The sequence below is a fragment of the Pseudomonas protegens CHA0 genome (assembly GCF_000397205.1).
GTDB lineage: Bacteria > Pseudomonadota > Gammaproteobacteria > Pseudomonadales > Pseudomonadaceae > Aquipseudomonas > Aquipseudomonas protegens.
In genome coordinates, this window is the sequence record NC_021237.1 from 5,581,319 (window position 1) to 5,603,332 (window position 22,014).

At 64.3% G+C, this 22,014-nt stretch carries 24 protein-coding genes; 15 read left to right on the forward strand and 9 right to left on the reverse strand.

Annotated features, from left to right (window positions below):
* Nucleotides 1–98 precede the first annotated feature (98 nt).
* From gcvA to PFLCHA0_RS24845, 4 genes are all read left to right on the forward strand, one after another.
* Entirely contained in the window at nucleotides 99–1,034 is a 936-nt protein-coding gene (gene gcvA, locus PFLCHA0_RS24830; protein ID WP_015636892.1) for a transcriptional regulator GcvA, read from the forward strand.
* A gap of 107 nt (nucleotides 1,035–1,141) precedes the next feature.
* Complete coding sequence (locus PFLCHA0_RS24835) at nucleotides 1,142–3,070, forward strand: alkaline phosphatase D family protein (RefSeq protein ID WP_015636893.1); 1,929 nt, start codon at nucleotides 1,142–1,144, stop codon at nucleotides 3,068–3,070.
* A gap of 37 nt (nucleotides 3,071–3,107) precedes the next feature.
* Nucleotides 3,108–3,575, forward strand: a complete 468-nt coding sequence (locus tag PFLCHA0_RS24840; RefSeq protein ID WP_015636894.1) for a hypothetical protein — start codon at nucleotides 3,108–3,110, stop codon at nucleotides 3,573–3,575.
* Between the two features lie 75 nt (nucleotides 3,576–3,650).
* Nucleotides 3,651–4,013, forward strand: a complete 363-nt coding sequence (locus tag PFLCHA0_RS24845) for a DUF7079 family protein (protein WP_015636895.1) — start codon at nucleotides 3,651–3,653, stop codon at nucleotides 4,011–4,013.
* Between the two features lie 9 nt (nucleotides 4,014–4,022).
* Here PFLCHA0_RS24845 and PFLCHA0_RS24850 read toward each other — a convergent pair whose 3' ends face one another.
* The 3 genes from PFLCHA0_RS24850 to PFLCHA0_RS24860 all read right to left on the reverse strand — a co-directional run bounded on the left by PFLCHA0_RS24850 (nucleotide 4,023) and on the right by PFLCHA0_RS24860 (nucleotide 7,656).
* A complete protein-coding gene (locus tag PFLCHA0_RS24850; protein ID WP_015636896.1) occupies nucleotides 4,023–4,592 on the reverse strand; it encodes a hypothetical protein in 570 nt (189 codons plus the stop codon).
* 135 nt (nucleotides 4,593–4,727) lie between these two features.
* Nucleotides 4,728–6,776, reverse strand: coding sequence for a c-type cytochrome (locus PFLCHA0_RS24855; protein ID WP_015636897.1), 2,049 nt, complete (start codon nucleotides 6,774–6,776; stop codon nucleotides 4,728–4,730).
* Nucleotides 6,777–6,990: 214 nt separating this feature from the next.
* Nucleotides 6,991–7,656, reverse strand: coding sequence for an ArsR/SmtB family transcription factor (locus PFLCHA0_RS24860; RefSeq protein WP_015636898.1), 666 nt, complete (start codon nucleotides 7,654–7,656; stop codon nucleotides 6,991–6,993).
* A 106-nt stretch (nucleotides 7,657–7,762) separates the two neighbouring features.
* Here PFLCHA0_RS24860 and PFLCHA0_RS24865 point away from each other — a divergent pair, with 106 nt between their 5' ends.
* From PFLCHA0_RS24865 to PFLCHA0_RS24880, 4 genes are all read left to right on the forward strand, one after another.
* Entirely contained in the window at nucleotides 7,763–8,272 is a 510-nt protein-coding gene (locus PFLCHA0_RS24865; RefSeq protein WP_015636899.1) for a DUF2938 domain-containing protein, read from the forward strand.
* 40 nt (nucleotides 8,273–8,312) lie between these two features.
* Nucleotides 8,313–8,831 (forward strand): hypothetical protein, encoded by a 519-nt coding sequence (locus PFLCHA0_RS24870; protein ID WP_011063257.1) that lies wholly within the window; start codon nucleotides 8,313–8,315, stop codon nucleotides 8,829–8,831.
* A gap of 265 nt (nucleotides 8,832–9,096) precedes the next feature.
* A complete protein-coding gene (locus PFLCHA0_RS24875) occupies nucleotides 9,097–9,678 on the forward strand; it encodes a DedA family protein (protein ID WP_011063258.1) in 582 nt (193 codons plus the stop codon).
* A gap of 120 nt (nucleotides 9,679–9,798) precedes the next feature.
* Nucleotides 9,799–11,046: a 2-aminoadipate transaminase gene (locus PFLCHA0_RS24880; protein WP_015636900.1), complete on the forward strand. Its 1,248-nt coding sequence runs from the start codon at nucleotides 9,799–9,801 to the stop codon at nucleotides 11,044–11,046.
* A 24-nt stretch (nucleotides 11,047–11,070) separates the two neighbouring features.
* Here PFLCHA0_RS24880 and PFLCHA0_RS24885 read toward each other — a convergent pair whose 3' ends face one another.
* A complete protein-coding gene (locus tag PFLCHA0_RS24885; RefSeq protein WP_015636901.1) occupies nucleotides 11,071–11,655 on the reverse strand; it encodes a hypothetical protein in 585 nt (194 codons plus the stop codon).
* 4 nt (nucleotides 11,656–11,659) lie between these two features.
* The gene (locus tag PFLCHA0_RS24890; RefSeq protein WP_230493579.1) at nucleotides 11,660–12,100 is read right to left on the reverse strand and encodes a DUF3592 domain-containing protein; all 441 of its coding nucleotides are present in this window, start codon (nucleotides 12,098–12,100) and stop codon (nucleotides 11,660–11,662) included.
* A gap of 543 nt (nucleotides 12,101–12,643) precedes the next feature.
* On the opposite strand from PFLCHA0_RS24890, the gene PFLCHA0_RS24895 reads away from it, so the two are divergent.
* From PFLCHA0_RS24895 to PFLCHA0_RS24905, 3 genes are all read left to right on the forward strand, one after another.
* Nucleotides 12,644–13,039, forward strand: a complete 396-nt coding sequence (locus tag PFLCHA0_RS24895; RefSeq protein WP_041119765.1) for a GNAT family N-acetyltransferase — start codon at nucleotides 12,644–12,646, stop codon at nucleotides 13,037–13,039.
* A 36-nt stretch (nucleotides 13,040–13,075) separates the two neighbouring features.
* Nucleotides 13,076–13,699, forward strand: coding sequence for an SMI1/KNR4 family protein (locus PFLCHA0_RS24900; RefSeq protein WP_015636904.1), 624 nt, complete (start codon nucleotides 13,076–13,078; stop codon nucleotides 13,697–13,699).
* A 78-nt stretch (nucleotides 13,700–13,777) separates the two neighbouring features.
* Nucleotides 13,778–14,635 carry a DUF4087 domain-containing protein gene (locus PFLCHA0_RS24905; RefSeq protein WP_015636905.1) on the forward strand — a complete coding sequence of 286 codons (858 nt, stop codon included), beginning with the start codon at nucleotides 13,778–13,780 and terminating at the stop codon, nucleotides 14,633–14,635.
* Nucleotides 14,636–14,643: 8 nt separating this feature from the next.
* Here PFLCHA0_RS24905 and PFLCHA0_RS24910 read toward each other — a convergent pair whose 3' ends face one another.
* The 4 genes from PFLCHA0_RS24910 to PFLCHA0_RS24925 form a co-directional block, all read right to left on the reverse strand.
* The gene (locus PFLCHA0_RS24910) at nucleotides 14,644–15,441 is read right to left on the reverse strand and encodes a GNAT family N-acetyltransferase (protein ID WP_015636906.1); all 798 of its coding nucleotides are present in this window, start codon (nucleotides 15,439–15,441) and stop codon (nucleotides 14,644–14,646) included.
* 1 nt (nucleotide 15,442) lies between these two features.
* Nucleotides 15,443–15,919, reverse strand: coding sequence for an HIT family protein (locus tag PFLCHA0_RS24915; protein ID WP_011063267.1), 477 nt, complete (start codon nucleotides 15,917–15,919; stop codon nucleotides 15,443–15,445).
* Nucleotides 15,920–16,015: 96 nt separating this feature from the next.
* Nucleotides 16,016–17,623, reverse strand: coding sequence for a 5-guanidino-2-oxopentanoate decarboxylase (locus tag PFLCHA0_RS24920; protein ID WP_015636907.1), 1,608 nt, complete (start codon nucleotides 17,621–17,623; stop codon nucleotides 16,016–16,018).
* Nucleotides 17,624–17,746: 123 nt separating this feature from the next.
* Nucleotides 17,747–18,667: a LysR substrate-binding domain-containing protein gene (locus PFLCHA0_RS24925; protein ID WP_015636908.1), complete on the reverse strand. Its 921-nt coding sequence runs from the start codon at nucleotides 18,665–18,667 to the stop codon at nucleotides 17,747–17,749.
* A gap of 225 nt (nucleotides 18,668–18,892) precedes the next feature.
* Between PFLCHA0_RS24925 and PFLCHA0_RS24930 the strand changes: the two genes are divergently transcribed.
* The 4 genes from PFLCHA0_RS24930 to PFLCHA0_RS24945 are packed head-to-tail and all read left to right on the forward strand — an operon-like array spanning nucleotide 18,893 to nucleotide 21,974.
* Nucleotides 18,893–19,687: an ABC transporter ATP-binding protein gene (locus PFLCHA0_RS24930; RefSeq protein WP_011063270.1), complete on the forward strand. Its 795-nt coding sequence runs from the start codon at nucleotides 18,893–18,895 to the stop codon at nucleotides 19,685–19,687.
* A gap of 49 nt (nucleotides 19,688–19,736) precedes the next feature.
* Nucleotides 19,737–20,510 (forward strand): transporter substrate-binding domain-containing protein, encoded by a 774-nt coding sequence (locus PFLCHA0_RS24935; RefSeq protein WP_011063271.1) that lies wholly within the window; start codon nucleotides 19,737–19,739, stop codon nucleotides 20,508–20,510.
* Between the two features lie 51 nt (nucleotides 20,511–20,561).
* Complete coding sequence (locus PFLCHA0_RS24940) at nucleotides 20,562–21,275, forward strand: ABC transporter permease (RefSeq protein WP_015636909.1); 714 nt, start codon at nucleotides 20,562–20,564, stop codon at nucleotides 21,273–21,275.
* 9 nt (nucleotides 21,276–21,284) lie between these two features.
* On the forward strand, nucleotides 21,285–21,974 hold the full coding sequence (locus PFLCHA0_RS24945; RefSeq protein WP_011063273.1) for an ABC transporter permease: 690 nt from the start codon (nucleotides 21,285–21,287) through the stop codon (nucleotides 21,972–21,974).
* Nucleotides 21,975–22,014: the final 40 nt, after the last annotated feature.

The window sequence follows — 22,014 nt, forward strand, 5'->3', positions numbered from 1 at the left end:
AGGCAAACCGGCAGGTCATGAACGGCGTTCAGCGTGACCTTCTGTTGCGGCACTGACAAACGCTTTAATTGCGCCATACATGTGACTAAATTAGACACATGATCACTGACCTGCCGCCCCTGAACGCCGTCCGCGCCTTTGCCGCCGCTGCTCGCCACGAGAGTTTCAGCCGCGCCGCCGAAGAACTGCATGTGAGCCACAGCGCGGTGAGCCGCCATATCAAGTTGCTGGAAGAGCACCTGGGGGTGCTGCTGTTCGAGCGGCGCATCCGCCAGTCGGTGCTCACCCCTGCCGGGCAAGCCTTCCATGAGCAGGTCAGCGTGGCCCTGGCCCAGATCGCCAATGCCGCCGCCTCCCTGCGCCGCGGCGCGGCCCTGCGCAAGGTCACCATCAATGTGCGGCCGTCCTTCGCGGTGCGCTGGCTGATTCCCCGCTTGCCGCAGTTCATGGCGCTGTACCCGCAGATCCAGCCGGAGGTGGTGACCAGCACCCTGCTCCCCGATCCCGCCAAGGAAACCTTCGACCTGGTGATTCGCCGCGGGCGCTCGGGCTGGGCAACCACGCTGCAACCCCAACGCCTGCTGGAAGACGAAATCCTGGTGGTGGCAGCGCCGTCGCTGTTGCACAGCACAGCACTGAACAGCCCCGATGATCTGTCGCGACATACCTTGCTGGTCAGCCGCACCCGCGCCAGCGACTGGCAGAAGTGGCTGGAGCACTGCGGCCTGAAACCGCTGCGCACCTCGCCGACCTTGCATTTCGACCATATGCACTTCGTGCTCCAGGCCTGCGTCGACGGGCTGGGCCTGGCGCTGTGCCCGGCATCGTTGCTGGCCAAGGACCTGGCCAGCGGCCGCCTGATCTGCCCCTTGCCGGACCTGCGTCAGCCCCTGACCCGCTATTACTACGCGCTGGCCAGTGATGCGGCCCCCGAAGCCCAGGTGTTTATCGACTGGATGCTGGCGCAGATTCACCAGGACGCCATGGATAATCAGGTACAACAGCTTGCGGGCAATGCGGGCCCACGCCCATAAATAATCGGATACAAAAGCCTTGCTCCAGCCCGCGCAACCGACGTTTCTTCGACATCGGCTGCGCTACCATTTCGCCCCCTTTGCAACCGCTAGAGATCCCGCAGCAGATGCTCCCGACCACGCCCCCCACTGCCCTGCCTCCTGTTCTCGCCGGCCCGTTGCTGCGCCGCCTGGAGCCGACGCGGCTGGTGCTGTGGCTGGTGGGCTCCAGGGCATTGGCGCTGACCCTGCGCCTGCAGCCCGCTGGCAGCGCGACCCTGGATCTGGCCCTCGACCCGCAGCAATGCCAGGTCATTCCCGTCGGTCGCCATGCCTTCATCCATCTGATCGATGTGGCACTGGACGACGCCCTGCCCCTGGACGTGACGATCGCCTATGACCTGCTGATCAACGATGCCGAGGACAGCGCCCGGGCCATTGCCGATTGGGCGCCGCACCTGTTGTATGGCGATGCCGGGTCCCCTGAGTTCGTGCTCCACAGCCGCATCGACAACCTGCTCCACGGCTCCTGCCGCAAGCCTCATCACCCGTCCGCTGACGGCTTGCTCTGCGTCGACCGCCTGCTGGCGCAACAGCCCGAGCCCGGACAACGCCCGGCCTTGCTGATGATGAGCGGCGATCAGGTGTACGCCGACGATGTGGCCGGCCCCATGCTGCGGGCCATTCACGCCCTGATCGAGCGCCTCGGGCTGTTCGATGAACAACTGGAAGGCGCCGTAGTGGCCGACAGTCAGGCGTTGTACCGCCATGGCGCCAGCTACTACCAGCGGGCCGAATTGCTCCCGGCGTTGAAGAGCAATGAAACCCTGCGCGAGCGGTTTTTCGGCGGAGTGAAAAAGCCGATCTTCACCAGCAGCAACGCTGACAACCACCTGGTGACGTTCGCCGAGGTGCTGGCCATGTACCTGCTGGTTTGGTCACCGCTGCCCTGGACCCTGATCACGCCGCAGCCGCCGCAACTGACGCCGGAACAGCAAACGCGCTACACCCGGGAACAGCAACGCATCGACGATTTTGTCCAGGGCCTGAAGGGTGCCGCGCGGGTCTTTGCCCACCTGTCGTGCCTGATGATCTTCGACGACCACGACATCACCGACGACTGGAACCTCAGTGCCCAATGGGAAGAAACCGCCTACGGCCATCCCTTCTCCAAGCGCATCATCGGCAACGCGCTGCTGGCTTACATGCTGTGCCAGGGCTGGGGCAACAACCCGGATGCCTTCGCCCAACTGCTGGAACACACCCGGGCCTTGAGCGCCACGGCACAAACTCCGGAACGCATGCTGGAATGCCAGGCCCAAAACGACCTGATCGACCAGTTGCTGGGTTTCCAGCAGTGGCAATACGTATTGCCCAGCACCCCGGCCCTGGTGGTGCTGGACACCCGCACCCGGCGCTGGCGCAGCGAGTCCAACCTGGGCCAGCCTTCCGGCCTGCTGGACTGGGAAGCCCTGAGCGAACTGCAACATGAACTGCTGGATCACCCCTCGGCGATCATCGTTTCACCGGCGCCGATCTTCGGCGTCAAGCTGATCGAAACGGTGCAGAAGGTCTTCAGTTGGTGCGGCTACCCGCTGCTGGTGGACGCGGAGAACTGGATGGCCCATCGCGGTTCCGCCCAGGTGATCCTGAACATCTTCCGCCACTCGCGAACCCCGGGCAGCTACGTGATTCTCTCGGGGGATGTGCATTACTCCTTCGTCTACGAAGTGCTGATTCGCCACCGCCAGGGCGGCCCGCGGATCTGGCAGATCACCAGCAGCGGCATCAAGAACGAATTCCCCGCCGCCCTGCTGGAATGGTTCGACCGCCTCAACCGCTGGCTCTACTCGCCGCGCTCGCCGTTGAACTGGTTCACCAAGCGCCGGCGGATGAAGGTGATGCCCCATGTGCCCGAGCATGCCGAGGCCGGGGAGCGGCTGTGGAACTCGTCGGGGATCGGCCAGGTGTTTTTCAATGAGCAGGGGCAGCCCGTGGCGATCTATCAGCACAATGCCAATGGCGCGGCGCCGACACGGATGATTGCGCCGAGATAGAATCCGCTGTCGCCGGCCACCAGGAAGGACCCGCCCGATGGAAAAACAACCGTTGTATCGCAAGGTCAACACCCGGACCCGGGGCGTGGGGCACAAGAACTCACCGTCCTACGCCAAACAGCGCCACAGCAAGGCCCTCCTGGCCAGGGAACAGCAACGCGGCAGCATGCACTCCGACAAGCGCCTGGGGCTGGATTACACCCCATTGTTCCGTTTTCTGCTCAGCCGGGTCGGCCAGCCGTGGGATGGGGTGTTCAGCGAAGCGAAAGGCCGGCTGGATCGGGAGGAACCGATTTTCTGGTTGGTGGCCCTGCATGAGCACGAACAACAGGATTATGTGGGGCTCAGCGGCTGCGCCTATTTCAGCGGTCTGTACGTCGATACCCAGGGCCTGCTGCAGAAGGTCAATCCCCAGCTGAGCGCAGCCACCATGAGCCCCAATTGCCCTTGCTGCACTCACACCTTGAACGGGGTTCCCTTCGGCCAACCCTATCGTCGCTGGTGAGCCCGTCGCAGCGCGTCGCATCCGGCGCACAGATTGCCTCAGATCGATTGCCAAAGCCCCAGGAAGGAGCGCTCCGTGTCATCAGCAATCACCCCGGAACAGCTGGACGACATTCGCTACGTACTGTCGGACGCCTTTGTCGATAACGAGGTGGACTACGCCTACATCGCCCGCGAGACCCAAGCCTATGACCGGGCCGAGGTGGAGCGCATTCTCTACGAAGAGGTGGCGCCGGTGTGCTACGTCAACCTGATGGCGGTGATCCCGGAAATCTGGATGGGCTTCGCCCGCGAGCCTTTGCTGGAGGAGATCGAGGCAAGCCTGGCGCTAAGGCGCAACAGCCGCTGGCAGGCGTTTCGCGTGCGCTTGTTCATCCGTTGGATCCGCTTTCGCGGGGCCTATATCTGGGAGGAAATCTGCAGGCACTACGCCCCATAGGTTCGTACGCTATCGCGCGTCGGCGCGGCAGAAATCGGTGGGCCGCAGAACCACCAGGTCCGGCAATGCCTCGCCACGCTCATCGATCTTGCGCAGCCTCGCGGTGCACATCTGGTCCTGGAGAAATTCCATCTGATAGGTCGCGCCGGCTTCGGGAACGAAGGTCACGCTTTGCTCGCAGACGGCACGGTAGTCCTTATCCATCCCCGGTTCCGTGTTGTAGAACATGAAGGCGAACGGACGATTGGCCGGGATCTTCAGCTCGTTGGCGCCAAAGCCCTCCTGGCGCCGCATGCGGTCGGTGGCGGCGGTCATGGGAATGCCCAGGTTGCGGAAGTTGGGATGGGCGATGCCGCGATGGGGCCGAACCATCAGCCCCGACGCAGGCTTGCTCCAGTCGATGCAATCGCTGTAGGGCACACCCCGCACCAGCCCTTGGGCGACGATGCGGATCAGTGCGGTGTCACCGGCATCGGCCGGCACCCGGTAGCTGACGGTGGTCGCTTTGAGCGCGGAAACAAAGGCACAACCGCTGAGCCCCAGAGACAGGCTCAGCAACAGGATCGAGCGAAGCCGCATGATTCATCCTTGAAGGACCGACAGCGAAGGCTGACGCAAAGGATGGCAATCTTACCTCGGCGCCAGGGCGCGTCGGCAGATTTTTCTGCGGGGCCTGTAGCCGCAGCCAAAGGCGGCGACTACAGGGTCAAGCCCTCAGTAACGGGCGTCCGCTGGGCGGCCACCGTTGGGCCAGTCCTTGACCTTGTCCGGGAAGTCCGGGCGCGGTTGGTGAGAGAAATACTCGGCCACGTCCAACGCCTCCTGATCCGAAAGACCGCCCTGGCCCAAGGGGAATTTCTCGTGGAAGCCAATCGGCATGTTGCGTTTGACGAACGCCGCAGCGGTGTAGGTGCGGGCCATGCCAGCGCCGATGTTGAAGGATTGATCGCCCCACAGCGGCGGGAAGATCAGGCTGCCGTCGGCACGCTTCAGGCCTTCGCCGTCGGCGCCGTGGCACACCGCGCATTGCTTGGCGTACACCTGCTTGCCATTGTCGGCATTGGGCTTGAGGGCCGGGTCGATCTTGCCCACACCGCGGCCGGCCACCTTGTCTTCTGGGCGGGTGTTCATTTTCATCCACTCGAAGTAAGCCACCATGGCTTGCATGTCGGCGCCGTTCACCGGCAGCGGCTTGCCGTGCATGGAGCGGCGGAAGCAGCCGTTGATGCGCTCTTCCAGGGTGATGGTCTTGCCCGCCCGCGGCGCGTAGCCGGGGAAGAACGCCGAGACGCCGACAAAGGGTGAACCGTCGGCCACGGTGCCGGCGTTGAGGTGGCAACTGGTGCAGTTCAGCGAGTTGCCGACGTTGTCCGGCAGCAGGGCCTTGGTTTCCAGATGCAGGCGCATGCCACGCACCACTTGCTCGGCATTCGGCGCCGCCAGCAGGTTGGCCAGGCGCGGGGTTTCGAACAGGGTGCTTTCCACTTGCGGGCTCAGTTGCGCCCGCATCTTCTTCACTTGCTCGGCGCTGATGGCGGAGCCGTTGTTGCCCCAGCTGCTGCGGACAAAACTGAGGATCTCGGCGATCTCGCCATCGGCCAGCTGGGCAAAGCCGGGCATGGTGTAGACCCGTGGATGGGCCGCGGTCTGGGCGGTCTTCCAGCCGGTCAGGGTGATGTGCAGCAAGGAGGTCGGGTTGGCCGAAGCGACGCTGGGGTTGCCGGCAAGGGACGGGAACATCTGCGGCACACCAGCGCCGTCCTGACGGTGGCAGTCGGAACAGAATTGCGCGTAGCCCAGGCCGCCACGGGAGGTGAACAGGTCGTTCGGCGGGGCCGCCGGGGTCAGGGCCACCGATGGCATGGGCAAGTCGTCCTTGCCGGCCGGCAGGGACTTGAGATACGCGGCGATCGCCGTCAGGTCGGCGTCGGTGAAGTGCTGGGTGCTGTGGTGGATCACGTCGGCCATGTTGCCGGATACCGTGGCAAAGCGGTTCTGCCCGGTCTTGAGCAACTGCACCGTGTCCTCCACGGTCCACAGGTTGCGCAGGCTCAGGGCTCGCCACTCTTCCACCGTCTCGCCGGCCAGGTAGTGCTGGCCGCCGGATTCGCTGTCGCTCATGGCCTTCTCCTGGAAGGCGATGCCCCGCGGGGTATGGCAGGAACCGCAGTGGCCCAGGCCCTGGACCAGGTAGGCGCCGCGATTGAGCTGTTCGTCCTTGGCCGGGTCAGGCTTGAAGGGCTGCTTGTCGACGAACACCAGGTTCCAGAACCACAGGCCCCAGCGCTGGTTGAAGGGGAACCCCATGTCAGCTTCCAGGTTGCCCTGGGCTACGGGTTCCACCCCGTGCATCAGGTAGGCGTAGAGGGCGCGCATGTCCTCTTCGGTCATCTTGGCGTAGGACGGATAGGGCATGGCCGGGTACAAATGACTGCCGTCAGGGGTTACGCCTTCGCGCATGGCGCGGTCGAATGCTTCGAAGCTGTAACTGCCGATACCGGTGTCTTTATCCGGGGTGATGTTGCTGGAGTAGATGGTGCCCATGGGCGTCTTCAGCTCCAGGCCACCGGCCATGGTGGCCCCGCCCTTGGCGGTGTGGCAGGCAATGCAGTCGCCGAGCTGGGCCACGTACTGGCCACGCTGGATCAGTTCGGAATCTGGGGTGGAGGCCGCCGCTGCCGGGGTCGGCTCGCTGGCATGCAGTAGGGGTACGCAGAGCAACGCAGCGCCCAGAAGGCACAGGCGTGACAGAGAAAAAGCCATCAGGTTATTCCTTTAAAATCCGCCTGGGGTGGTCCCCTCGGCCGATATCCACAAAGGTTTTTATTGGTTATCCCGGCCTTCACGGTACAGGCCCGGGGCTCGATACCTTGTGGGTCCGAGCCTGATGCCCTTGTAGCGGATTTTTCTGAAAACCCTGTTGATATGGATCATGGCCCTATAGGCAATGTCCTGTATGGCCGACTCTGCGACACTTTTACCGGGTGGTTTCCACCCCTAGGCCGGCGGCCTGCCAATCGACGAAACCGTCGTCCAGGCGCCGCACCCTGAAACCCTTGGCGCGAAGCAAGGCCGCGGCATTGTGTGACAGCACGCAGTAGGGCCCGCGGCAGTAAGCCACCAACTCCTGGCCCGCGGGCAACTCGGCCAGACGCTGCTCCAACTCTTCCACCGGGATATTGATTGCCCCCGGCAAATGCCCAAGGGCGAACTCCTGCGGCGAGCGCACGTCCAGCAGGGTCATGCCGCCCTCCTGCAGGCGTTGGCGCAGCTCTTCCCGGGAGATGCCCTCCAGGCGCCCCGGCTGCTGCTCGCTGTCGGCCAGCAGCTCACGGATCTGCCCGTGGTTGTAATCGACGTATTGGCGCAAGCCCCCCAGAAGTGCGGCCAACGGCCCCTGGCTGAGGCTGTAGAGCACCCGCTTGCCGTCGCGCCGGGTCTGCACGAAACCGCCCCGGCGCAGCTGTTGCAAATGTTGCGAGGTGTTGGCCACCGAGAGTCCCGAGGCTTCCACCAGGCGCTCCACCGGCTGCTCGCCACGAGCAATGTGCTCCAGCAGGATCAGGCGGTGGTGGTGGCCGAGAATACGTGCCAGCTCGGCCATGTCCGCCAGAGGCTGTTGAGGGGAAATCGAATCGGTCATTGACAGCTCCTGCTGCTTTATTGATCATTCAATCACTTAATTGAATGAAACATTATCACACCCATAGCCGAGGCTGAAGTGCAGCCATCCACACCCAGGAGTCTTTATGCATGAGTTCATGGCGTTGATTTTACCGGCACTGCTGATCGGTGTCGGCGCTACCTTGGTCCTTGATCTGTGGACGCTGTTTCTGGCACGAGTGTTGAACATTCCTGGCCCCAACTGGGCCATGGTCGGACGCTGGATCGGGCATTTTCCTCGTGGCCAGTTCCTGCACCAGAGCATTGCCCAAGCCGGCACGGTTCCGGGGGAACGGGCCCTGGGCTGGCTGGCCCACTACCTGATCGGCGTCCTGTTTGCCGCCCTGTTGCTGCTGGCCTGCGGCCTGCAATGGGCACAACAGCCAACCCTGGCACCGGCCTTGCTCATCGGCGTATTGACGGTGGCTGCTCCGTTCCTGCTGATGCAACCGGGCATGGGCGCCGGGATCGCGGCGAGCAAGATGCCCAAACCGAATGTGGCCCGGCTACGCAGCCTGATCGCGCATTCGGTGTTCGGGCTGGGCTTGTACATGGCCGGGATGTTCTGGGCGTGGGTGTTGGGGCAGACTGCGTGACCTCAGCCCAGAGGCCGAGCATGCCCAGAGAGATCGATCGATGAAGCCACCTGTATGCGACCTGTGCCACAACGATTTTTCCTCGGAGATGTGCCATGCCGGAACTGGCGGCGGCATGGTGCAGTTCGCCGATTATCGCCCGCTGGGCCAAGGGTGCGCGGGGCACCCTCATGGCTACGAGTGGTTCTGCGATGAACATCTGGCCAGTGCCCGGGCCCTGGCTTCGCTGAGCTATAGCGATGCCAGGGCAGTGCTGACCCGGCAGTATGCTCCGCTTGCGGACTACCCACCCCTCGCCTCCAGTGATCCAGCACTCTGGATCACCGAGGTGGGCCCCAACCCCGCGAAGATCTTCGCGCTGATCAGGCAAGCCATGGGCGTCAGCCCCAACGTGGCCAGAAACTTGCTGACCGGCGTCCCCTTCAAGGTGATCCAGGCCTGGCCGCAACAGTTCAGTGTCTGGCAGGAGGCCCTGATTCAAGCCGGCGCCCAGGTTGAAGTACGCTATCCCTCGTCCAAGTCCGCCTGGGCCGAGCAAGCCGACGCAAATAACGACTGATCCTGCTCGCGCACCCAGTCTGCACGCACAGGGGCTTTCACATACCCGCTGAACCCAGTTTGCTCCACACAAGCAATATCCGTAGGTCTAGCCGTGTCCGCCGCCGAGGCTGGCGTCTACGCTGGGTTCTGATGGACTGGCAGGCGCCCTGGCGGTACCTGCGCTGGAAGATCCCGGGCACTTGTGCCGGTGAAAGGAATCAGAGCCATTTGTAACCTGATCATCGCCCGGCTTGTTTTCATGCCCCCTGCGGAAGCCCTTGCCCATGCTCGAACACCTCGACCTCAACGCGCTGATCGCCGCCTACGGCTACTGGGTGATCTTCATCGGCTGCCTGCTGGAAGGCGAAACCGTGTTGATTCTCGGCGGCATGGCGGCGCATCAGGGTAGCCTGCAATGGCCGCAAGTGATTGGCTGGGCCACCCTGGGGGGCATCCTCGGCGATCAGTTGCTGTTCTGGACCGGGCGCTATGGCGGGGCGCGCCTGCTGCCCAAGCTCAAGCGCCATCAGGCGGCCATCGAACGGGTCCAGGGCCTGATCCAGCGTTACCCCTCGACTTCGGTGTTCGCCGTGCGCTTTCTCTACGGCATGCGCCTGGTCGGCCCCATGGTGATCGGCGCCAGTGGCCTGGCACCCTGGCGTTTCGCCCTGCTCAATGTGCTGGGGGCTGCGGTATGGGCCATCTTGTTCGTCAGCGCCGGTTACTGGGCCGGCGAAGCCTTGCAGCATTTTCTTGGCGACCTGAAACCCTATCGCCTGCCGATCTTCCTCGGGGTGATAGCGCTGGTGGTCCTTGCGGCACTGGTGCGGCATTTGCGTAATAGGCACAAGGCCCAGCAGCACTGAGACAAGGGCTTTGGCACATCGGGAATTTTCATACTGACCCGGCGACTTTATTTCGTTTGTCCAGGCCCCCCGGCCCCGGCTTAGATAACGGCTTGTTTCCGGCACCCAGAGCCCGCATCCATGAGCCACGAGAACATCAGCCGTTCGATCTCCACCGTCCACCCGATCCGCCTCAGCCACGGACGCAACGCCGAGGTCTGGGACGTCGATGGCAAGCGCTACATCGACTTTGTCGGCGGTATCGGTGTGCTCAACCTCGGGCACTGCCACCCACGCATAGTCTCAGCCATCCAGCAGCAGGCCACCCGGCTCACCCACTACGCCTTCAATGCCGCGCCTCACGGGCCCTACATCGAGTTCATGCAGCGCCTGGCGAACTTCATCCCGGTGAGTTACCCGGTCAGCGGCATGCTCACCAACAGCGGCGCCGAGGCCGCGGAAAACGCCCTGAAGATCGTGCGCGGAGCTACCGGGCGCAGCGCGGTGATCGCCTTTGACGGAGGCTTCCATGGGCGCACCCTGGCCACCCTCAACCTCAACGGCAAGGTGGCGCCCTACAAGCAGAAGGTCGGTGTACTACCCGGGCCTGTGTACCACCTGCCCTACCCCAGCGCCGACAACGACGTCAGTTGCGAAGAAGCGCTGAAAGCATTGCGTCGGCTGTTCAGCGTGGAGATCGATGTACAGGAAGTGGCCTGCTTCATCCTTGAGCCGGTGCAGGGCGAAGGCGGCTTCCTGGCCCTGGACGCCACGTTCGCCCGGGCCTTGCGCAGCTTCTGCGATGAACATGGCATTTTGCTGATCGCCGACGAGATCCAGTCCGGCTTCGGCCGCACCGGGCAGCGTTTTGCCTTCTCCCGCCTGAACATCGAGCCGGACCTGATCCTGCTGGGCAAGAGCATTGGCGGCGGGGTTCCACTGGGCGCCGTGGTGGGTCGCAAAGCATTGCTGGACGTGCTGCCCAAGGGCGGCCTGGGGGGCACCTACTCGGGCAACCCGATTGCCTGCGCGGCGGCGCTCGCGACCCTGGATGAAATGACCGACGAGCACCTGCAGGCCTGGGGCGGGCGCCAGGAGCGGGCGATCGTGCAGCGCTATGAGCATTGGAAAAGCAGTGGGCTCTGCCCCTTCCTGGGCCGTCTGACGGGGGTGGGAGCCATGCGCGGCATCGAGTTGGTCAATGCCCGGGGCGAACCGGCGCCAGAGCAACTGAGCACGCTGCTAGGCAGCGCCCGGGATGCGGGCCTGCTGCTGATGCCCAGCGGCAAGTCGCGGCACATCATTCGCCTGCTGGCGCCCTTGACCACCGAGCCTGAAATCTTCGAGGAGGGCCTGGATATTCTCCAGGAATGCCTGGCGCGCCTGTGATTCCCGGCGCGCCTCAGGGCGAGGCTAGAACAGGTAGCCCATGTAGGTGGCAATGCCGCCACCGGCCTGTGGTCCGACGTTCATGCCAGCCATGACCACTGCGCCCTTGGCCGAACGCAGCAGCTGCTCGTTGACCTTGATCGAAGCCATCATGGTCGCCGGGTTGCTTCCCAAAACGACGGCCAGGGCCAGTAGCTTGGGGTCCAGGCCGAACAGCAGGGCCGTGGCCGAACCGCCCACCACCAGTCCGCCACCGACCTCGGTATAGAAGCAAGGCCCGGTGATGTCGTCCTCGGTCAGGTCCCGGCTGCGAAGGGCATCGCTGACAAAGACCTTGCCGGTGCTGGGAAAAGCCTCCGCCGCACCGGCACCACTGACGCTCTTGCCCTTGACCTGGATATTGACCTTGCCGAAACGCGGCAGGCGCCCACCAAAGCCGGCGCCCACCCCCAGGCCGCCGTAGCGATAGCTGACGTCCTTGCCCTGAGGCGAACGCAGGGTGATCGAACCACCACCGCCGGCCACGAGGGCTACGGTCAGGCCGCCGCCGCTGGCGGTCTGGTACAGCCATTTACTTTCGTTGACCGGAATCGGAATGCTGAGGTTCATGGGGTCAAAGTCCTTTTGCTCGTTGTGTGGCTCGTCCGCGCTGGCTGATGACACCCACCAGGCCGGCCAGGGTAAATACCAGACCGATCAGGCCGAGCACACCCGGGGTGGCCCAGAGTGCTGCCGGGTCGTCGATGATTGCGCTGTTGGCCGGCCGCTCGGGCTGGTAATACACCCGCACCGGCTGGTCCTTCTGGTAGCCGAAGATAAAGCCACCCTGGGGGTAGGAAATCTTCTCACCGGTACTGCTGGTGAAGGCGATCTCGGGGTGCGAACCCCCGGCATTCAAATCGCTGACGATACCGTCGGCGGTCTGGGCGCTGGCGAGGAACTCGCGGCGATCAAGGGTGAGATTGACGGCGATGACCAACAGGCCGATGCCGATCAGGGTGAACAGCAGACCCTGGAGGATCTTGCCAAAGCGTGACGGGGTGGAGTTAGCCATGGGCTGTCTCGATATTCGTCCGTGAAAGAGGGAGGCCACGATAACAAGAAACCTGCCTCCAGAAAAACCACTGCCGCGGCGCAAGCGCATTCCGGCAACGGCGTTCAGGCGCCCTGGAAAGCGGCCTGAGCGCCTGTCGCCAGCGCTTGCAAACCGAATTTCCGACGGGCATTGCCCTGGAGGAATTTGTCCGCAAATACCGGCGGAAGTTCCAGGCCCCGGACCTGCTCCCGGCGTTTTTTTCAACACACCAGGAGGAATTGGCCGGCGAGCAGCACGTTGCCCTGGCCACAAATCCGTGGCCAATGCCTGAACGCCGCGAACAGCCGTACGAGTTTCGAAGAGCTCCCTTGGCCGGTTGCGTTCAGGCACCGAGGGCTGCCAGTTTCCGAGGCAGGCTTGTATCCTCCAGGTCGCCCACGGTCGAGCCGGCACGCCGCTGCGACAACGATGCCCACTGGGCCGAAGCACTCAACTACATGGGTCGGCCCCGAGCACAGCCGGGGCGCGATCTGCCCGTACTTGCCCATTGGAGAGTTCACCATGCTGATCCGCGACGCACACGCCGCTGAAAGCGAAGCACTGCGGCAGTTTCTCGGCGATAACGGCTGGGGCCATCGGGTGGGCAACAGCGAATACTTCGCCCAGTTGCTGGCAAACTCCCAGCGCACGGCGGTCGCCCTTCTGCAGGGGCAGATCGTCGGCTTCGCCCGAGGCATCAGCGACGGTCTGTCCAACGGTTACCTGTCCATGGTGGTCGTTGCCGAGCAGCACCAGCGGCGCGGTATCGGCCGCGCCCTGGTGCATTGGGTGACGGGCGACAACCCCGAGATCACCTGGGTCCTGCGGGCCGGGCGCCCCGGGGCAGCGGAATTTTTCAGCTCGCTGGGCTTCGAACCCTCGATCATCACTCTGGAACGCACGCGCCATCGCGCATAATCACTCCCCCGCCTCCAGCTCCTCCAAGGAAGACCCATGTCCGAACAGCACGACTCCAACGCTGACTGGCCCCCCGCCGGCTGCCCGCCCCTGGCCTGGCCAGACCTGCCTGACCAGGCTGCACGGCTGAACTGGTACCTGGCCACGATTGGCGCCCACGGCGCGCTATGGGAAGGGCACGTCAACGAACCGGAATTGACGCCTGTCAGCGAGGACGCCCTGCAGGCGCTGGAGCAACGCCTGGGCTGCCCGTTGCCTCGATCGCTGCGCGACTACCATCGGCAATTGGGGGTGCTGTCCCTGGCGGAGGTCCTGTGCAGCGTCGGGCCCGGGCACACGCCGATCCAGCCGTTGCTGGAGGCTTATCCCGGTATCGTCGAGATCAGCGATGTCGACCTGTTACTGGCAGGCAAGCTGGTGGCCTTCGGCGACTACCTGGGCAATGGCAACCTGTTCTGCTTTCACCGCGAATCCGGCGCGGTCTACTACTTCGATCACGACACAGGTGCGGCGCTGACACGCTTCTTCGACTCCCCCGAGGAGTACCTGGATACGCTGATGCTGCTCTGCCTGGCGGAGGTGTATGACGACGATGATGCTGCCGAAGCATTGATCAGCCAGCGCTACGGCGAGGATCTGGTACGCAAGTGGCGCTATTGATGAACCAGGATTCCAGCCTCTGCCGAAGCTAATGCCAGCACACGACCTGCGGTTCCTACCCTCGAACAAGGATGCTTCATGTTTCAGCGTGCCCTGATCTGCACACTCCTGGTACTGCTCGCCTTAACCGCCAGTGCCGCGCCAGCCAAAGTCGAACGCCGGTGCGGCTGGTTCGAGAACCCCACGCCAGCCAACGCCACCCTGACCGACCGCGATGGCGTCTGGGAGATCGCCAGCCAGGGCGGCTATCAGGCCGAGGGCGAGTGGCCCACTTTCAACGACCAGCAATGGGTGCGCACCAACAATCACTACGGCTACGGCTGCGCTTGTGTCAGCGCCAGTGCGGATCCCCGGACTCATCGCCTCGACCAATTGCACAAGGCCAAGGCCCGACCGCTGTCAGCCTGTCGCAACGATCCCAGCCTGTACGAACCCTTGCGGGAGGAAGACGGGGTTCCGGTATTGCCCAAGGATTCGCCACGCTTCAAGGGCCCGGGATTCAGCCTGCAGTACCCCAAAGGCTGGAAGCTCAGCCAGACGCAGAACTGCCTCACCCTGGACCACCCGAAAAAACGCCCCCAGGAGGAATACACCCTGCACCTGTGCCTGCGGCAGGGCAGCCTGGAACAGGCCGCCGAAGAGCTGTTTTTCTATCAGGAAAACGGCGTCTGGATGCGCAGCGCCGGAAGGGATGCACCCAGCCCGGTGCAGGACATCTCAGGCCCCGGCTGGAAAGGCTTGCGGGCCTATCAGACCTGCGGCATCAGCGATGAGGAAACCGGCTTTCACGCCTATGGTGGCACCTGCCTGATGGCGTTGCTCGACAGTGGCCGGCGCCGGGTGGTGGCTGACAGCGTGGGGTTCTTCCAGGACTTCGCGATCCTGGACGCGATCCTGCACTCGATCCGCTTCGACCCGGTGCCAGCGGCGCAATAGAACCCGCACTAAGGCACGCCCCGATACAGGGTTTGCAGGTGGGACAAGCGCAAGCCGCAGTGCTCCAGGTTGCGCCGGCTTTGCGAGTTCACCAGAGCGGTGGCTGCCACGCTCCGGGCCCCCAAAGCAGCAGCCTGCTGCAAGCGATGGGCGATCAGGGCCCGGTGATAACCCAGGCCCCGCGCGGCCCGGGTGGTAAAGGCGGTGCCCAGGTACGCCACGCCGTTGTCGGCGATGAACAGCGCCGCGCCGGCCACCGCAACGCCCTGCTCCCGCAACAAGTACAAATGCCCGCGCCCATCGTTGAGCAAGCCACCAAAGGCCGCCTGGGTGGCCGGCCGAGCGGCCGCAGGGGTATTGAAGCCTTCGCGGTGCAACGTGCAGAACACTTCCAGCGTCGAGGCGGTCACCGGCTCGATATCCAGCACTGAAGGCGGCGCCACAATCTCGCCCACAGGAGCGAACAGCTGCCCATGAGTCCAGCCCTTCAGGCGCTGCAACGGCAGCCCTTGCAGTTCCAGGGTGGGCACAACCTTGGCTGACTCGGCGATCAAGGCGATCGCCGGGGCGTAAGCCACGCAGCTCTGCAGCAGATCGACCAGGCGCCGGGCATCCTGTGCCCTGTCGCCATGTACCCGGTTCATCATCGGGCTGGGGTTGCCGCCGACGACGAAGGCACCACAACCCGGCTCACCATACAGGCAGGCCCGATAAGGGTTGCCCGGCAGGCTCGCCAGACCCTGGACCCGGGCCCGCAGGTATTGGGTTTCGGCATATTCAAGCGCCAGCGCGCGGCTCAGGTGCATATCAGCGGTTACCCACCGGGGTTTCACTGACCCAGGGCACCCGCACCTGCTCGGCAATGCTCGTGGCCTGCTGCTGCAACACCTCCAGTTGGGTCCGGCGGCCGAACAAGCCAGTGAAATGCAGCAGCAAGCGCCCGGCAAACCCCAGGCCATCGCCGCGTTTGCGCGGAATCAAGTGCAGGTGCGCATGGGGAATGTGCTGGTTGGTGGCGCGGCCGTCATTGACCAGCAGGTGGGTGCCTTCGACGCCGTAGCCGGCACGCCGTTGCGCCGCCAGCAGGCCATCGAAGACCTGGTACAGATGCTGGCGGATGAAACCGGGCAATTGCTCGAGCTTCTCTACGTGCTGCTGGGGGATCAGCAGGAGGTGCCCTTCACCCAGCGGATGCACGTCCATGAAGGCCATGCAGTGCTCATCGCGGTACACCAGTGCGGCGGGCAAGGTGCCGGCGGCAATCTGGCAGAAAATGCAATTCATCCCTGAATCCTCAAGTGGCAAGGCGCGCCCGGGCGGGCGCCGCCAATGTAACCCACCTGCATCCTGTAAAGCGCGCTCCTTGTGCCCGGCTTGGGTTCAGCCCAGCGCCAGGTAGGCGCCGGCATCGACCTCGATCATCACCGGCTGCCGGGTGTCCTTGAGGGTGTGCAACAGGTCTTGCAGCTGCGCGGGGGAGTCGGCGCGGTGGTGCGCCACATGGAAGCTTCGGGCCATGGCCTGGAAGTCCGGGGTGAGGATGTCCACCCCCAGCGGCACGATATCCCGCGCCTGCATGTAGTCGCGGATCTCGCCGTAGCACTGGTTGTTCCACACCAGCAGGATCACGCCGATCTGTGCTTCCTTGGCCGCGATCAGCTCGCCGCTGGCGAACTGCAGGCCACCGTCCCCCACAAGCGCCAACACAGGCCGCTCGGGCCGCGCCAGCTTGGCGCCCATGGCCGCCGGCAAGCCGTAGCCCAGGGTGCCGTAACCACTGCCGGCGTTGAACCAGCTGGCCGGAGCCGGGGCCTGGTAGCCACAGGCGCCCTGGTACACCGGCTGGGTCGAGTCGCCCACCAGGATCGGTGCATCCAGATTGTCCCGCAGCAGGTCCAGCAGGCCCTGCAAGCCTTGCTGCTTGGGCGTCCAGCCGGCGCGCTCGGCCTGGTTCACCCGTTGCACGCTGTCCAGTGCCCAGCGCCCGCGGGAATTGGCAGGCGCCACCTTGCCCAGCAGTGCCTGCAAACCTTCCAGGGCATCCCCCACCAGGCCGACATGGGCCCGCTGCACGCCCATGACCTGCATCGGGTCGATGTCCAGGCGAATCAGCGAACCCTTGAAGCGCAGCGGCCCGAGGCCAAAGAAGTCGTAGTCGGTTTCCCCAAGCTCGGTGCCCACGGCGAGCACCACATCCGCTTCGTCGATCAGCGCCCGGCCATGGGCCGAGGACTGCACGCCATCGAGCAACAGCGGGTGGCCGCAAGGCAGCAGGCCGCGGGCGTTGGTGGTCAGGGCCACCGGCGCCTGCAGGCGCTCGGCCAATTGCCGCAGGACCTCGGCGCAACCCCGGGCACCACCACCGGCCAGGATCAACGGGCGGTGGGCACTGTTGAGCAAGGCCAGCGCCGCCTCGATCGAAGCCCCGGCCGGCGCCGGCGCGCCAGGCAGGCTGCGGGGCATCAGGTTGAGGTTATCGGCGGGCATCTCCAGCACGTCCAGGGGAATCTCGATGTGCACCGGCCGCGGCCGTGCGCACTTGAATACGGCAAAGGCCCGCGCCAGCAGTTCCGGCAACTCCGAAGGCGCTTGCAGGGTGTGGCTGAAGGCGCAGACTCCGGCCACCATTGCTCGCTGGTCCGGCAGTTCGTGCAGGTGGCCGTGGCCCAGGCGCAGGTGCTCGCGACGGTTGACGGTAGAGATCACCAGCATCGGCACCGAATCGGCATAGGCCTGGCCCATGGCCGTGAGGATATTGGTCATGCCAGGGCCAGTGATGATGAAGCACACCCCAGGCTTGCCGCTGGCCCGGGCGTAGCCGTCGGCCATGAATCCGGCCCCCTGTTCATGCCGTGGGCTGACGTGGCGCAAGCGGCTGCCGTGCAGGCCGCGATAGAGCTCGACGGTGTGCACGCCGGGAATCCCGAATACCGTGTCCACGCCATAACCTTCCAGCAAACGAACCAGGGACTGCGCACAGGTGGTCATCGACTACTTCCTCTTGTTCTTATGTGCGGGCGACACCCTGCGCCCGGCTGATGTCGAGGGACATTAGTCGCTGCACCCAAGGGGCAACAATCGAAAAAAATCGCGGCGATTGCTCAATAAAATTCACGCTTTGCCGTTGCGACGGGGTTCCGGGTGCAAGCGGGTGATGCCCTGCAGCTGGGACTTGACCCACTCGCTGAACGCCAGCACCACCGGCCGCTCGGACTTGAGCAGGTCGGCCACCAGGTAGTAGCCGCGATTGGACTCGATCTCGGTGCCGAAGGGCTGCACCAGTTGGCCCCGGGCCAGGGCTTCGCCGCTGATCAGGTTGTCGCCCATGGCAATGCCCTGGCCGGCGATGCAGGCCGACTGCACGAAGTGCGCGTCGGCAAACACGATGCCCCGGCGCACGTCGACATTCGGCGCCCCGGCGGCCGCCAGCCAGACCCGCCAGTCGGAGTAGTCGATCATGTGCAGGAGCAAGGCGTGATCCAGGCCATCAAGGGTTTTCAGGCCACCCATGGCATTCACCAGGCTCGGGCTGCACACCGGGAAATAGCGCAGGGAGACGATCTTCTGCACGTGCTGGTTGGGCCAGTCGCCCATGCCATAGGCCACGAACAGATCGACGCTGCTGTCGCTGGTGTCCCCCGGAGTGCGGGGCGACACCAACTGCAGTTCAACCTGGGGATACAGCGCCTGGAATTCGGCGATATGGGTGCACAGCCAATAGGTGGCGAACCCCGGCGGGCTGCTGATGCACAGCCGGCCACTGACCTGCTGGCCATCGGAGCGCTGGCCGGCCTCGAGGATATTGGCCAGCAGCAGGTGGATGTCCCGGGCATAGCGCTCCCCCTGGTAGGTGATGCGAATGCTGCGGCCCTGGCGCTCGGTCAGGGCAAACCCCAGGGTCTGCTCCAGGCTCTTGATCTGGTGGCTGATGGCGCTGGGCGTCAGGTTCAGCTCATTGGCGGCCTCGGCGACACTGCCCAGGCGGGCCACCGCGTCCAGAGCGCGCAACGCGGTCATGGAGGGATAACGCATACCGATCATGCCTCGACTACAAAAAAACGAGTGGCAGCACCATAGCTGCAATCGGCGTCCGGCAATAGCCTTGCTCGTCGCCGAAAAAAAAGCCAATTACTGAAAAAAATTACCGTGTCCCACTAAAAATGCTCGATTGACCCGCCGCCGTCGATGGCTAATTCTCAAGCCCTACCCTGTGCCGGGTACTGCCCGGCCATCGCACAATAACAAGAGGGTCGCCCCTTGCAATCGCAGCCCAACTCCGTCAATCCCGTGGTGGCGATCGATGATCTGCACAAGAGCTACGCCGATCACCACGTGCTCAAGGGCATCGCCCTGCGCGCCAATGAAGGCGAAGTGGTGTCGTTGATCGGCTCCAGCGGCTCGGGCAAAAGCACCCTGCTGCGCTGCATCAACCTGCTGGAGATTCCCTGCAGCGGCAGCCTGCGCATCAATGGCGAAGAAGTGCGCATCAGGACCGACCGTGCCGGCAACCCGCAGGTCGCCGACCCGGCCCAGGTGGCGCGCCTGCGCACCCAGTTGAGCATGGTGTTCCAGAGCTTCAACCTGTGGCCCCACCGCACCGTCCTGGAAAACGTCATCGAAGCGCCGGTGTATGTCCTCGGTGAAGACCGCAAGGACGCCATCGCCCATGCCGAGCACCTGCTGGAAAAGGTCGGCCTGGCCAACAAGCGCGACGCTTTCCCTTCCTTTCTCTCCGGCGGCCAGCAACAGCGGGTGGCCATCGCCCGGGCCCTGGCCATGCGCCCCCAGGTGCTGTTGATGGACGAACCGACCTCGGCCCTGGACCCGGAACTGGTGGGCGAGGTGCTCAAGGTCATCCAGGGCATCGCCGAGGAAGGCCGTACCATGATCCTGGTGACCCACGAAATGGCCTTTGCCCGGGATGTGTCGAGCAAGGTGATGTTCCTTCACCAGGGGCTGGTGGAAGAAGAAGGGCCCCCCCAGCAAGTGTTCCTCAACCCGGTCAGCGAGCGCTGCCGGCAATTCGTCATGGCTCAGGAAAACCGCGTCTGACGTTTCGCTTCAATCCTTGAAAACAACAACTTCGATAAAGGGTAAAGCCATGAAAAACCTGCTCAAGGTGCTCGCCACCGGTTGCCTGTTCAGTGCACTGGCCAGCCACGCCGTGGCCGCCGACAAGATCGTCTTCGGCATCGCCCTGGAACCCTACCCGCCGTTCTCGATGAAAAGCGGCAACGGCGACTGGAGCGGCTTCGAACCGGAGCTGATCAAGGCTCTGTGCGACCGCATGCAGGCCCAGTGCCCACTCAAGGAAGTGGCCTGGGACGGCCTGATCCCGGCCCTGCAATCGAGCCAGATCGACGCCATCCTCAACTCCCTGAGCATCACCGACGAACGGGAAAAGGTCATCGACTTCTCTGCGCCCTACTACCAGACCCCGGCCATGTGGGTCGCCGACCAGAGCCTGGAACTGGTCACCACCCCCGAAGGCCTCAAGGGCAAGCTGATCGGCGTGCAGGGTTCGACCTCCAACGCGACCTTCGCCAAGACCTACTACGGCAAGACCTCGACCCTGCGCTACTACACCACCCAGGACGACATGATCGCCGACCTGCAGAGCGGGCGGATCGACGTGATGCTGGCCGACGCCCTGACCATCGAGCCGATCCTCAAGACCGCGGCCGGTGCCGGCCTGGCGGACAAGGGCCTGGCGCCCAAGGACCCGCTGTTCGGTTCCGGCATCGGGGTCGGCCTGCGCAAGGGTGACAGCGCCCTGCAGCAGCGGATCAACACCGCCCTGGCCTCGCTCAAGGCCGATGGCACCTACGACAAGATCCGCAGCCGCTACTTCAGCGTCGACATTTCTGCCAACTAAGCCGTCCGGCCGGCCCGTTTGCGCGGGCCGCCGGCGTTGACTGGATACGTCATGATTTCTCTGTCCGACCTTTCCCAACTGTTCGTCGCCGACGGCTGGCTCGGCGCCCTGGCCCAGGGCGCGCTGGTGTCCCTGCAGATTTCCGCCGGGGCCTTTGTGCTCGGCCTGGGCATCGGCCTGCTGGTGGCGATGATCAAGCTCAAGGGCCCGCGCTGGCTGGTAAAGCTGGCCAACGCCTACACCACCCTGTACCGGGCCATGCCCGAGCTGCTGCTGATTCTGCTGCTCTACTACGCCGGCACCGACCTGCTGAACATGGCCATGGCCGCCATGGACCGGCCGAGCGTCACGGTCAACGGTTTCATCGCCGCGGTGCTGGTGCTGGGCATCGTCCAGGGCGCCTATTCGGCGGAGATCATCCGGGGCGCGATCCAGGCCATTCCCTACGGTCAGATCGAAGCGGCCCGGGCCTACGGCATCGAACGCTGGCTGCTGGTACGGCGCATCCTGCTGCCGAGCATGCTGCCCTATGCCATGGCCGGGCTATCGAACCTGTGGCTGGTACTGGTCAAGGACAGCGCGCTGATCAGCATCGTCGGCTACAGCGAGCTGCTCTCGGTGGGCAAGCAGGCAGCCGGTTCCACCAAGCACTACCTGGTGTTCTACCTGGCGGTCGCAGCCTTCTACTTCGTCATCACCCTGGTGTCCGGCAGCGTGTTCCGCGTGCTCGAACGACGCACCAACCGCTGGCTGCCCCAGCACTAGGAGACTCGGATGGACTTTTCCTGGATCAACGGTTTTTCCAGCGAGCTGCTGCGCGGCCTGGGCATCACCCTCAAGCTCCTGCTGCTGAGCGGAATCTGCGGCTTTGCCCTGGCAGTAGTGGTGGGCCTGGGCCGGGTGTCGCGCAACCCTCTGATTCGTGCGCCGATGCAGTTCTACATCAGTGTGTTTCGCGGCACCCCGCTGCTGGTGCAGATCTACATCCTCTATTACGGGGTCGGCAGCCTGTTCGCCGCCTACCCGCCGATTCGCGGCAGCTTTCTCTGGCCCTACCTGCGCGAAGGTTTCTGGTATGTGGCCTTGGCCCTGACCCTGAGTGTCGGCGCCTACGTCGGCGAAGTGCTGCGTGGCGGCCTGCGGGCCGTGCCCCGAGGCGAGCTGGAAGCCGCTCGCGCCTATGGCATGGGCCACTGGCTGACCCTGCGCCGGGTGTGGCTGCCCCGGGCCCTGGAACTGGTGCGCCCGACCCTGGTGGGGGAATGCGTGCTGCTGCTCAAGGCCACTGCACTGGCGTCCACCGTGGCGGTCACCGACCTGCTGGGCGCGGCCAACCTGGTACGGGCCCAGACCCTGAAAGTCTACGAGCCGCTGCTGGCCGTGGCACTGATCTACATCGTCCTGGCCTTTGTCATCGAACATCTGTGCGCACGCCTAGGCAAGGTCCCCCAGCGTCAGGCCTGAACCCATTCATTGCGCGGGCAGCGAGGCCCGTGAGGAGAAC